Below are 12,798 nucleotides of genomic sequence, written 5' to 3'. Positions count from 1 at the left end.
GTCAAGGGTACAACCGGTAGAGCGTCCGCGGGAAGGCAATCGTCTCGCGCACATGCTCCAGTCCGCAAATCCAGGCTACAGTACGCTCCAGGCCCAGGCCAAAGCCGGAATGCGGAACGGTGCCGTACTGGCGCAGATCCATGTACCATTGATAGGCTTCAAGCGGCAGCTTATGCTCGTCAAAACGCTGCGCCATCAGCTCCGGATCGTCGATCCGCTGCGAGCCGCCGATAATCTCGCCGTATCCTTCCGGCGCAATCAGGTCGGCGCAGAGCACAACCTCCGGACGATTTGGATCCGGCTTCATGTAGAACGATTTAATCGAGGCCGGGTAATGCGTAATGAATACCGGACGGTCATACGCCTCGGCAATCGCCGTTTCATGCGGCGCGCCGAAGTCCTCGCCCCAAGGCACCTCAAAACCGTTGTTGTTCAGGAACTCAATCGCTTCGTCGTAGGTGATGCGCGGGAACGGAGCCTGAATCGCTTCCAGCTTGGAAATGTCGCGGCCGAGCGTTTCCAGCTCGGGACGGCAGTTTTTCACAACGCTGGCGACAACATGCGCGACAAATGCTTCTTGAATGCGCAGGCTTTGCTCCAGATCAACAAACGCCATCTCCGGCTCAATCATCCAAAACTCAATCAAATGGCGGCGGGTTTTGGACTTTTCAGCACGGAAAGTCGGGCCAAAGCTGTAAACTTTGCCAAGCGCCATAGCTGCGGCTTCCATGTACAGCTGACCGCTTTGCGTCAAATAGGCATCTTCGTCAAAATACTTCGTATGGAACAGGTTCGTCGTACCTTCAGCAGATGTCGGCGTCAAAATCGGAGGATCGACCTGCGTGAAGCCGTTTGTATCGAAGTATTCGTTGACTGCCCGTTTGATTTCCGCACGAATTGTCAGCACCGCGCGCTGCTTCGGCGAACGGAGCCACAGATGGCGGTGATCCATCAGGAAATCGACGCCATGCTCCTTCGGCGTAATGGGATAATCCTGCGTCACTTGAATGATCTCGATGCCTTCGACGATCAGCTCGTAACCGGACGGGCTGCGCGGCTCTTCCTTTACGGATCCCGTGACATAAAGCGAGCTTTCTTGGGTCAGCTTGCCAGCGTCTTCCCATACCTGTTCGTTAACCTCGTTTTTGGCGACTACGCCTTGAATGAAGCCCGTTCCGTCGCGCAGCTGCAGGAAAGCGATTTTGCCGCTGGAGCGCTTGCGCTGCACCCAGGCGCCGATCCGCACGCTACTGCCGACATGGGCGGACACATTGCGGATAGTTACGAGTTCTTTGCTCATGTTTAGACTGCCCCTCTCTTTTATTTATTTCTTTAGATGACGGAAACAAGCGGAGGCAAAAGACCGAGCCCAGAGAAGCGTCAGCGTTCGCCTTTGACGTCGGATTTCCACCTCTTCGAGAGAATAAATTCAGGGAAATCTGAGGTCAACAGCGATCGGAGGGCCGGCCTTTTGCCGCAGCGGCGATTTTCTGCCGAGCTAAGCCTGTTTCGTCAGTTTAAACGTGTCGCGCGCAATTAGCAGCTCTTCGTTTGTCGGCACGACCATGACGGTAACGGTCGAGTCCGGCGTCGAGATAATCCGCGCCTCTTTGCTGCGCTGAGCGTTAAGCTCTTTGTCCAGCTTGATGCCGAGGAAAGTCAGCCCGTCGCAAACCGCTTCGCGGAGTACGACGGAATTCTCGCCGACACCAGCCGTGAACAGCAGAACGTCGATGCCGTTCATCGCCGCCGCGTAGGCTCCGATGTATTTTTTGACTCGGTACGTGTACATGTCAAAAGCAAGCTTGGCGTTTTTGTCACCGTCAAACATTGCTTCCGTAATTTCGCGCATGTCACTGCTAAGCCCGGAAATCGCCATCAGGCCGCTATGCTTGTTGAGCATGGAGTTGACCTCGGACAGCGTCAGGTCTTCCTTGTTCATCGTATATGGCACTATAGCAGGATCAAGATCGCCGCTGCGCGTTCCCATCATCAGACCTTCCAGCGGCGTCATGCCCATGCTTGTGTCAAACGATTTTCCGTTCAGAATTGCTGTAGCGCTGGCGCCGTTGCCGATATGGCAGCTGACGAGCTTGATGTCTTCCAGCGGCTTGCCCAGCACTTCAGCGGCGCGTTCGCTCACATAAGCGTGGCTTGTGCCGTGGAACCCGTAGCGGCGAATCGCATGGCGCTTGTACAGCACCATCGGCACCGGATACAGGTACGACGATTGCGGCATCGTTTGATGGAAGGCCGTATCAAATACAACGACCTGTGGCACGCCCGGCAGAACCGCTTCAACGGCAACGATGCCCATCATATGCGCCGGATTATGCAGCGGAGCCAAATCAAACAGCTTGCGGATTTCCAGCTTCGTTTCAGCTGTTACAAGAGCTGATTCCTTGAACACCTCGCCGCCGTGCACGACGCGGTGACCGACTGCATCGATGCTGTTTACCGACTCCAGCACACCATGCTCTTTGTGCGTCAGCATGTCTAGAACCCGCTTGATTGCGCTCGTATGCTCCAGAATCTCGTCTACGACACGCACCTCCGGCTTATCCGCCGGTTCATGGGTCACGATCGAGGAATCCATGCCAATCCGCTCGACGCGGCCGCTGGCCAGTACGGATTCGTCCGTCATATCATACAGCTGATACTTCAGCGAAGAGCTTCCCGCATTGATGACAAGAATTTTCATACCCGGTCACCGTCCTTGTCGTATTGGAAGAAGCCTTCGCCGCTTTTGACGCCAAGCTGGCCTGCGCGCACCATCTTTTTCAAAATGAAGGACGGGCGGTATTTCAGCTCGCCGTACTCGCGGAACATGGAATCAAGCGCCGCATGTACGGAATCCAGTCCGAAACGGTCCGCCATCTCAAACGGCCCGTGCTGGAAGGAGTAGCCGATGCGCATCGCGCTGTCGATATCTTCGACGGATGCAACGCCCTCTTCCAGAATGTGGAGAGCTTCGTTGATGAACAGGCAAATAAGACGTGTCGTAATGAAGCCCGGAGACTCAAATACCATGACGCCTTTTTTGTCGATCACTTGTTCAATGAATCCTTTGGTGCTCTTGAAGGTGCTGTCGGATGTGCGCAGGCCGCGCACGATTTCCACGAGGTCCACCTTGAAAACCGGATACACAAAGTGCATGCCGATGACACGCTCCGGATGCTCAGCCGCGCTGGCCAGCTCCGTCAGCGATAACGTCGAAGTGTTGCTCGCAATGATAACATCCGGCGGGCAGGCGCGGTCAACAGCGGCGATAACCGCCTTTTTGCGCTCCAGATCCTCCGTAATTGTCTCTATGATCAGCTCGCATTGCGAGAAATCTTCCATCGAGGAAACACCGTGAATGCGATTCAGAATCAGCTTTTTCTCGGCCTGCGTCAGCGCCCATTTCTCGATCTGCTTATCCAAGCTGACCTCGATGTTGCGCAGTCCTTGCTCCAGCTTGGCCGGAGTAAGCTCCATCAAAAATACGTCCATCCCTTTGTACGCGAGCATTTCGGCAATGCTCTGGCCCATCGTGCCTGCGCCGATGACGCCGATCTTTCTAAAATTCACAGTAAGTCCGCTCCATTCTAAACCTGTTTTATCTGTAGGGTGCCCTTTATTATACCTTTCCCGGACCCTGTTACACAACTTCCGGCGGGCTGTATTTCTGACAATCTCACGACGGAAAAACCGCGCCACTACGCCATTTTTCCGCGTTAGCGCGGCAGTACGACAGTCACAGAAGGGCCATAATCGCACCCTCTTCTGTCACCGGACGGTCCGAATATATCCGCTTTAATGATCATGAAAAAGACGGGCCGGCGGCCCGTCTTTACGAACGTTAATATTTAGGCGCCAACCAACTGATCCTCTGTGATCAGCATACGGAATTGCTCGCCGCCAAGCGTTTCTTTGTCAATCAGGATGTCGAGGCAATGCTGGAACAATTCGCGCCGGGTATCCAGCATCTCCTTAATGCGGAGCATAAGCTCGTCCAGCACCTTGCCGGACACGCTTGCCCAGCGGTCAGGCGTCATCATGCGTTCCTCGGTAATGCCTACCTCGGTCAAGCCGCATTCTACCATCGTCCGAACAATGTTCAGCGATTGCTCAAAGTCATTGCGTGAGCCTGTGCTGCGCCCGCCGTAAAACATCTCCTCCGCCGCCGCTCCGGCAAGAGCGATCATAATCTGGGACTCCAAAAAGTCCTTCGTATAAAGATAATGATCCTGCACCGGATTGTGGCGAACGTACCCGAGCGCCGCACCGCGCGGCGACAAAGCTACCTGAGACACGCTGCCAGGACGAAGCAGCTCCGCCGCAATGGCGTGGCCAAGCTCATGAATTGCAACGCGTTCCCGCTCTTCCTTCGTTGACTCACGATCGGTTTTTTCACCCATCATGACCTTGTCGATCGCCATAGACAGATGCTTTTGAGATACAAATTCGCTGTTCTCGCGCATCGCATAAATCGCGCCCTCATTCAGCACGCTTTCCAGCTGTGCGCCGGAGAAGCCAAACGACTCCTCCGCAATTTTTTCGAGACTCGTCTCGTCCGAAAGCGGTTTGTTTTTGGCATGGATGTTTAAGATATGAAGACGGCCCTTTTTATCGGGCAGCTCAACGCCGATATGGCGGTCAAAACGTCCCGGGCGAAGCAAAGCGGGATCAAGCATTTCCTTGCGGTTCGTAGCAGCCATCAGTAAAATGCGCGGCGATTCGCTCGTATGGATGCCGTCCATTTCCGTCAACAGCTGATTTAACGTCTGGTCATACTCCCGATGCTGACCGCCGTCCCTTTTGCCGCCGATGACATCAATCTCGTCAATGAAAATAACGGCATTTTTTTTGCCGGCCTTCTGGGCTTTGCGGCGGGCATCCTTGAACAAATCACGGATGCGGCCCGCTCCGACGCCAACATACATCTCAACAAACTCACTGCCCGAAGCCGCCAAATAAATGGAATCCGTGTAATGCGCCGCAGCTTTGGCCATTAACGTTTTGCCGGTGCCCGGAGGTCCCGTAAGCAGAATGCCTTTGAGCGGACGAATGCCGAGCTTGCTAATTTCCTCGTGTTTAACGAGAAAATCCAGCGCCTCGATCAGCTCGCCCTTCGCGCGGTCCTGTCCTCCGATATCATCAAACGAAAAAGGCGACGACGACTTGGTTACCGCCTCGCGCCGGCCTCCGGCAGCGGCAAGCTGGCCTTTGGAGCGGAGCGCGAACAGCACGGCAGCTACGAGTGAAAGCGCAAGCAGCAGCGGAACGACATTAACTCCCCGAAACAACAGAAATGCAAGCAGCGCGGTCAAAAAGCCTGCGCCGATTTCGGCGCTGTACTTAGGCATTTGGCCATACCCCCATCATTTCACCCGCGCGGGGCAAAATTATATATTTTGTATCCGTACCATATTCCAACGTCACGTAAACATTTGCATCATCCATCGACGATTGCGCCTTCAGACCAGGATTGGCTTTCTCCAGAGAATCCATTGCGGCGGGTATACGGGAATAGGCCCGAGTTTCCATCGCTTCAGCGATTGTAAACAGCTGTCCGGACCAAACGGATTCCAGCTTAGGACTGGAAGGCTGATCCACCTGCAGCACAAGTTTGCGGGAGCCAATGACAGAAGCGCCTTGGCGCAAAATTTGATCATATATCGTACGAAGGTCGGCTCCGGCATTAAGCTTCAGCTTGACCGTAACAGCATCTTCACTAAGGGACGGGACAGCGGATGCGACACCCGGCAGCGACTGGACGGCCTTGCTAAGCGGACGCTCAACAGCAGTTTGCTGATAAGCATACCAGCCGCCAAATAACAGGGCTGCGGAAACGGCAATCGTCACAAAAAAAGGCAAAAGCCTCCATTTGATCAAAACAAAAAGCCCCCTTCATGATTGAAGCCGCCAAAAAGGCTGCCTCATGCATATAGCATAATGTGATGCATTCTAGTATATCACAATTGCTATATGATGAGTATATCACTTCAATATAGATAGAGGGCATGCAAATGTGAACAAATCAGGAAGAACGTTTGGCGGACAGGGAGAAAGTAGTAATATAAGCGCCGTTTACGAATTGATAGAATTCATAGTAATAACGCTTTTGATCCGCCTGAAGCGAGTATCTCGCTTCCCAAACAGGCTTGCCCTGGTACCAGCCAGGGCGGACGCGGATAATATCCGCACCGGGATGCCGCTGCAGCACCGCGTTGCTGATGGAAGCCTTGCTGGCGCTGCCTGCCGCCTCTTCTTTATGGACGGGAGCTTTGGCAAACAGCCATACATATTGCTCTTTCCCTTCGGCGTTGCGGCCGTTTGCAATCCAGAGCGGTTCATCCCAGACGTATTTTTCGGCAGATGCGACTTCTACAAGCCCGCCCTGCTCGCGGGCCTGCCTTTCGGCTTGCTGCTCAGCTTGCCATACCGGCTGCTGTATGCTGCGCAGCTCCGCATGCAGATAAACAAGCAGCCCGGCGAAGACGATAACGCCGCATATGATCCAGCCGCGGCGGGTGAAAAACCAGCGCGGGCTGCGGCTGCGGGCCATTAACGGCCAGCCAGCCTGCGGTAGCAGGCTTCGGCTTCCGCCTTGATCTTCTCTTCATCCAGAAGCAGGCAGACGCCGCCCTGCACAACCTGACGGCCGTCCACCCACACATCCAGCACGTCGCGTCCGGAAGCGGCATAAACAAGATGCGAGATGACGTCGGTTCCCGGGTAAAAATGAGGCTGATCGGCATCAAGCGCGATGAAGTCCGCCTTCATGCCCGCCCGCAAAGCGCCGAGCTGCGGCTGTCGGATCGTAGCGGCTCCGCCAAGCGTAGCGAGCTGAAGCGCCTGATAAGCCGGCACAACCGTGGGGTCGCCGGACACTCCTTTATGAATGAGCGCCGCTAGACGAATCTCGTCAAACAGGTCTAGATTGTTGTTGCTAGCCGCGCTGTCCGTTCCGAGCGATACGGTCACCCCTGCGCGGAGCAATTCAGGGACTCGGGCGACCCCGCTCGCCAGCTTCAGATTGCTGGCCGCGTTATGCGAGACGGCAACGTTTCTTTCGGCGAGCAGCGCAATTTCTTCATCCGTCAGATGCACCGCATGCGCGACAAAGCTTGGACGGGAGAACATGCCAAGGCGGTCCAGATGCTCGACGGGGCGGACGCCGTAATCACGCACGTTCTGCTCCACTTCGGCAGCAGTCTCTGACATATGCGTATGCATCGGCAAATCCAGTTCATGCGCCGCCTGCACAAACTTCTCGATGAACGAAGGCGGGCAGGTGTAAGGAGCATGCGGGCTCATCACCGTAGCGATTCGGCCGTCAGCCGCTCCGTTCCAGTCCTTGGCGAACTGCACCGCTTCCGCGAGCTTCTGCTGCTGAACATCTTCGGGACAAAGCCCAATTGCTCCGCGCATCAGCACGCCGCGCATACCGGACTGTTCTACGACCTTAGCGACCTCATCCATACGGTCATACATATCCACAAATGCGGTCGTGCCGGTTTTGAGCATTTCGATAACGGCAAGCGAGGTGCCCCATTTGACATCTTCATCGGTAAACTTCGCTTCCATCGGCCACATATAGTCCTGCAGCCAAGTTTGAAGCACCTCGTCATCCGAATAACCGCGCAGCAGCGACATGGCGGCATGTCCATGCGTATTGATCAGGCCGGGCATGAAAATACGACGGCTGCCGTCGATTTTGGCCGTCATCGAATCCGTATCCGCCGGCAGCTCCGTTCCTATGTAGACGATGCGGTCGTTCTCAATGACCATATGCCCTTTTACGACCGGCTGCGTTTCGTCCATTGTGACGAAGGTTCCGTTCTCAATCCACCATTTCTTCATGATCCACATGACCGTCCTTATCCATATAATAAGCCAAGCTTAATAGTTGCGTCGTAAAATCGGCGTAGTGAATCCGCACATGCTCCGGGGCTTTCAGCACGACTGGCGCAAAATTCAGAATGCCCTTAACTCCGGCTTCGACAAAACGGTCGGCGACATTTTGAGCTTCTCCAGCTGGCACTGTAATAATGCCAATCTGGATTTCATCCTCCCGCACTTTGTCCTGCAAGCAGTTGATGGGCAACACTTCTAGCGAATTGATCCGCGTGCCGATTTTGGTCGGGCTGGCGTCAAATACCGCCGTTATTTTCATATTATCCTTCAGGTAGGAGCTGTAATTGCACAACGCATGTCCGAGATTGCCCGCTCCGGCAAGCGCAACCCGCATCGGCTGATCCAGCTTAAGAATGCCGCGGATTTTTTCGATGAGATAATTGACGTCATATCCGACGCCTTTACGTCCGAACTCGCCAAAGTAGGCCAAATCCTTGCGAATCTGGGCCGGATTCAGCTCCAGCTTGCGACCCAGCTCCTGGCTGCTGACCGTCTGCACATCCCGGATATGCAGATCGTTAAGCACTTGCAAATAAATCGGCAGGCGGCGGACGACCGCCTCCGAGATCGTTTTTCCCTGCTTGCTCAAAGCTGCCGGGCCTCCTTTGATTCGTTTTGCAGCCATTCCCGCATGCGGGGAACAAACTGCTCGGCATACATATGTTCAATTTTAGGCCCAGGCAGCGAATAAAGAAAGTGCTTCCCGTAAAAGGTTTCGATCACGCGCGTATCATAAATGAGCACGATCCCTTTATCCTTGGACGTGCGGATCAAACGTCCAAATCCCTGCTTAAAGCGGATCACCGCCTGCGGCACGGAAAGCTTCATGAACGGGTTTTGCCCCGATTCCTGCAGCAATTCCGCCTTTGCCTCCTGCAGCGGATGGTTCGGCGGCTGAAACGGAAGCCGCACGATAGCCAAGCAGACAAGCGCATCGCCGGGAATGTCGACCCCTTCCCAGAAGCTGCTCGTCCCAAGCAGCACGGAGGCCGGCTGCTGGCGGAACAGGCGGGTCAGCTTGCTGCGGTTGCTGCTGTCGATGCCCTGTCCAAGCACTTGAATGCCGGTGCCAAGCAGCGCTTCTTTAAGCGGATCATAAACTTCCTTCAGCATCCGGTAGCTTGTAAACAGCACCAGCATCCGGCCGCCCGTCTCATTTGCTGCCGCAGACAGCGACTCCACCAGCCTCTCAATGTAAGCCGGATCGGCGACCGCTCCCTTTACTTTTGGAAAGTCCCGCGGAATCATGACAAGCGCCTGCGAGCGGTATTGAAACGGCGAAGGAAGCTGCACGGTGCGCGCCTTGCGCGTGTCTTCCACGTTAAGGCCCAGCTGCTCAGCGGCATACTGGAACGTTTTTTGCACGGTCAACGTCGCCGAGGTGATCACAACGCTTTTTTTGCTGTCGAAAAAATACTCCTTGAGCTGACCGCTCACATCTGCCGGAACCGTATGCAGCTGCACGCTTTTGGTCCTGGCGTTGGCGTTAGCCTCAATCCAATAGACCATTTCAGGCTTGTCCGCCCGGACAAATACACGCAGCTCGTCGCGAATGCGTCCCGCATCTTTTACACCGCCGGCCAAGTCCGTGATCATGCCCTGCAGCGAAAGATCGTCCAGCTTGTCCTTCATGTCGGAGCTCATCTTATCCAGCACTTTGACGACCTTGTTCATTTCTTTGAAAAAGAGCGATTCCTCAAACTCGATCATTTCCCATTCTTTAGGGAGACTGCCGGGTTTAAGCCGGTAAATCGTCTGTCCCGCCGCTTCCGCCGAACCGGCTCCCGCACTCGGAGAAGCCAGCGTCTGCAGCAGCTCGAACAGTTTTTCCCACGTATCCTTCAGCGAGCCGAATCTTGGAATTACCTCGTCCAGCTGTTCCGTCCATTTGGACACCTCGTCGGCATGTTCACCTTGAATTTGCATGCGAAGCTGCGGCAGCAAGCCGTTGCGGGAGTCTTTGGCAAGCCGGTTGGCCAAGTTCAGGAAGCTGAAAAATCCGAGCTGCTGGCCCAGATGTTTACCCGCCACCTCTTCCAGCTGATGCCCCTCGTCGATGACCAAATATTCATATCCTGGCAGCAGCCGGTGATCGGCGCGAATATCGGTAAACAGCAGTGAATGATTCGTAATGACAACATCCGCCAGATTGGATTCCTGCTTCGCCCGGTGGTAAAAACAGCGCTTGAACCAAGGGCAGGCCCGGTTAAGGCAGGAATCCGCGTCGCTGGACACCGTATTCCAGAACTCGCCGCCCCTGTTGCCAAAATTAATCTCTTCCTGATCGCCGGTCTCGGTCTCGCCAAGCCATACAAGCATCTGGGTTGCAGCCATGCGCTCATCGCCTGTAGCGGCAAGCTCCAGCGTTTGCAGTCTCGTTTCGAATTTGCGCAGGCAAATGTAGTTGCCTCTGCCCTTAAATACGCTTGCTCTGAACGAAAAAGGCAGCACCTCGCGCAGCAGCGGCAAATCCCTTTGGCGAAGCTGCTCCTGCAAATTGATCGTATGCGTGCTTATGACGATTTTCCGTTCGTTTTTGATTCCAAAATAAAGCGAAGGGATCAAATAACCGAGCGACTTGCCCGTACCGGTGCCAGCTTCAATGAGCAAATGCCGGTTATTTTCGAATGCTTCGTTTACTTCACGGAACATCGTCGTCTGGGCTTCCCGTTCCTCATAATCTGGAAAAAGCTCCGTGAAGCCGGTTTTCACCTGCTCCAAAAAATCCTCAAAGCCAACTTGGGCAAGCGGATTGTCGGTGCCGTCCTCGCGTGGCGGTTCCTCCTCGGTCCAATCCCTGGATTTCATGGCAATTTGGCGGAAATACTTATGGGAGTCCATATCCAGCGATGTGCTAAGCTGCCGGGCATCCAATTCAGCCGAAAGAAACCAGGCAAGATCTCCCTCCTGAACAAGCGCAGCCAAATGCTGAAGGGTCAAAAGAGGCAAGGCACGCAGCTTTTTCACGCATTCGGAAAAGAGGATTGCGGTTGCCATTGCGTCGCTGTCTGCCCGGTGATGCTGGTCGTGGCGGATGCCAAAATGCTCGGAAACCGCACCAAGCTGATAGGAGCTTAAGGATGGGAACAGCAGGCGAAGCATTTCCACCGTGTCCAGTTTGCGTCCGGTAAAAGGAGAATAACCGGCGCGATCCAGCGCCATATTAAGGAAACCGGCGTCAAACGAAACATTATGGCCGATCAGCACGGAATCGTCCAGCAGCGGAATCAGCTCAAGCAGTATATCATCCGGTTCCGGAGCATCTTGCACCATTGCATCGTCAATACCGGTCAGCTGGGTAATAAATGGCGGGATCGGCACGCTTGGGCGCACAAAGGAGTTCAGTGTCTTTACGACATTGAACTCCTCGTCCATCAGCACAAGGCCGATCTGTATCAAATCGTCTTCACCGCTGTTCGTGCCGGTGGTTTCCACGTCGAGTACAGCATAATTCATTAAAGGCCGATCTTCCTCTCGCAATCAAGCCAGCTCCGAACTCCCGAAATAAAGCGATAACGGTCCCGGGGCTCCCGCGCATGACTTGAGGTTGATAACTGGATCCTCAAACGCCGGATCCATTTTGACGGCTTGCCGGAACAGCTTCTGGGCTTGCTCCATATTTAAACGAATGGCCTGGATGCAGCCGAGCGCATTAAAGCTTATCGCCTGCCAGCGCGGCTTGTCCGTTAATGTCGCAAGCAGCTTGAAGTGCATCTCGGCATCATCCCACCGCTTAACATGCATAAGCGACATAGCCAGATACAGACGCGCCAAGTTGCATTCCGGCGATAAATCAAGCGCAGCCTGAAACTCGACAATCGCCTGCGGGAACATAAAAAGATTAAAGTATCCCCGGCCTTTGGAGATTTTGTCCATCGTGTCGTAAGCCATTTCGAGCTCGGCCGCTTTGGAAATGGCTTCAGCTTTCTCACCGTTTATGTTCGAGTGGTGTTCCGCTCTGGCATTCCGCGGTTTAGATGGCGGCAAGGGAACGTTACTGGCGCTCTCCAGGGGGGAGCTGAACGGCTCAACAAGCAGCGGCAGCTTCGCTTTGCCTAACCGCTGCTGAGAAGCGGGCGGCGGCGAAGCGGCTGCCCCGCTGCTGTTAACGGCAAGCTGGCTAAAACCAGCCGCTGCTGCCTCCGCCGGAAAAGCGTCCTGGAAATCGACCAGCTTTTCCTCAAATACAAGCCACTGCTCAATAAACTGATCGCTCGTTGTCCGAAGCTGAGTCAGCTGATCCAGAAGCTGCTTTCGCTCCTCCGGCGAGCAGCCGGGACAGCGCAGCATGATGTCGTCCAGCATTTCGTTCATGACGGCAAACATCGGCTCAAACATCGCTAATCACCTGCCTTCGGCTCTGGGAATGAGTCCTCAACGGATAGAAAGGTCATAAGTGCCCGGCTGCTCGAGACGAATGCCCCGATGCCGTACCCTCATTCTTCTACCGATGAGCCTCCCCTATACCCGGCGGCAGTTCCCACTTGCGGCCGCATCAGGAAACGAATGTTTATAGCACCGTTGCATGAACTTCATGGTTCATAATTTGAACCGGCTTATTCTCCTCGTCGAGAATAACCACTTTAGGACTGTATGTCCGCGCTTCCTGCTCATCCATTGTTGCATAAGAAATAATAATGACCTTGTCTCCAGGCTGGACCAGTCTGGCCGCAGCGCCGTTCAGGCAAATTACACCTGTGCCCCTCGGGCCTGGAATGATATACGTTTCAAGTCGAGCTCCATTGTTGTTGTTGACGATCTGGACCTTTTCGTTGGCCCACAGATCGGCTTGATCCATCAAATCCTCGTCAATGGTAATGCTGCCAACATAGTTCAAGTTCGCTTCCGTTACGGTTGCGCGATGCAGCTTGGATTTCATCATCGTGCGAAACATGC

General features: G+C 54.5%; 11 protein-coding genes. All 11 read right to left on the bottom strand.

The window, feature by feature from the left end:
- Position 1 precedes the first annotated feature (1 nt).
- On the bottom strand, positions 2–1,300 hold the full coding sequence (gene asnS / locus M3223_RS09085; RefSeq protein ID WP_251560946.1) for an asparagine--tRNA ligase: 1,299 nt from the start codon (positions 1,298–1,300) through the stop codon (positions 2–4).
- Between the two features lie 198 nt (positions 1,301–1,498).
- The gene (locus tag M3223_RS09080; protein ID WP_251560945.1) at positions 1,499–2,701 is read right to left on the bottom strand and encodes an acetate/propionate family kinase; all 1,203 of its coding nucleotides are present in this window, start codon (positions 2,699–2,701) and stop codon (positions 1,499–1,501) included.
- Positions 2,698–3,570, bottom strand: a complete 873-nt coding sequence (locus M3223_RS09075; RefSeq protein ID WP_251560944.1) for a 3-hydroxyacyl-CoA dehydrogenase family protein — start codon at positions 3,568–3,570, stop codon at positions 2,698–2,700. Before M3223_RS09075 ends, M3223_RS09080 begins: the two co-directional genes overlap by 4 nt.
- Positions 3,571–3,848: 278 nt before the next feature.
- Positions 3,849–5,348 (bottom strand): AAA family ATPase, encoded by a 1,500-nt coding sequence (locus M3223_RS09070; protein ID WP_251560943.1) that lies wholly within the window; start codon positions 5,346–5,348, stop codon positions 3,849–3,851.
- Entirely contained in the window at positions 5,341–5,877 is a 537-nt protein-coding gene (locus M3223_RS09065) for a hypothetical protein (RefSeq protein ID WP_251560942.1), read from the bottom strand. The genes M3223_RS09070 and M3223_RS09065 overlap by 8 nt, the downstream gene beginning before the upstream one ends.
- A gap of 145 nt (positions 5,878–6,022) precedes the next feature.
- Positions 6,023–6,550, bottom strand: a complete 528-nt coding sequence (locus tag M3223_RS09060; protein WP_251560941.1) for a DUF5590 domain-containing protein — start codon at positions 6,548–6,550, stop codon at positions 6,023–6,025.
- A complete protein-coding gene (locus M3223_RS09055) occupies positions 6,550–7,848 on the bottom strand; it encodes an amidohydrolase (protein ID WP_251560940.1) in 1,299 nt (432 codons plus the stop codon). Before M3223_RS09055 ends, M3223_RS09060 begins: the two co-directional genes overlap by 1 nt.
- Positions 7,829–8,491 (bottom strand): redox-sensing transcriptional repressor Rex, encoded by a 663-nt coding sequence (locus M3223_RS09050; protein WP_251560939.1) that lies wholly within the window; start codon positions 8,489–8,491, stop codon positions 7,829–7,831. The genes M3223_RS09055 and M3223_RS09050 overlap by 20 nt, the downstream gene beginning before the upstream one ends.
- Positions 8,488–11,358, bottom strand: a complete 2,871-nt coding sequence (dinG, locus tag M3223_RS09045) for an ATP-dependent DNA helicase DinG (RefSeq protein ID WP_251560938.1) — start codon at positions 11,356–11,358, stop codon at positions 8,488–8,490. Before dinG ends, M3223_RS09050 begins: the two co-directional genes overlap by 4 nt.
- A 24-nt stretch (positions 11,359–11,382) precedes the next feature.
- On the bottom strand, positions 11,383–12,240 hold the full coding sequence (locus tag M3223_RS09040; protein ID WP_251560937.1) for a tetratricopeptide repeat protein: 858 nt from the start codon (positions 12,238–12,240) through the stop codon (positions 11,383–11,385).
- Positions 12,241–12,412: 172 nt separating this feature from the next.
- Positions 12,413–12,796 carry an aspartate 1-decarboxylase gene (panD, locus tag M3223_RS09035; protein WP_251560936.1) on the bottom strand — a complete coding sequence of 128 codons (384 nt, stop codon included), beginning with the start codon at positions 12,794–12,796 and terminating at the stop codon, positions 12,413–12,415.
- Positions 12,797–12,798: the final 2 nt, after the last annotated feature.

It is taken from the genome of Paenibacillus pasadenensis (assembly GCF_023715725.1).
GTDB classification, from domain to species: Bacteria; Bacillota; Bacilli; order Paenibacillales; family Paenibacillaceae; genus Paenibacillus_O; species Paenibacillus_O pasadenensis_A.
Note: the sequence above shows the minus strand (reverse complement) of the source record. Positions and strands in the feature narration are given on the sequence as shown.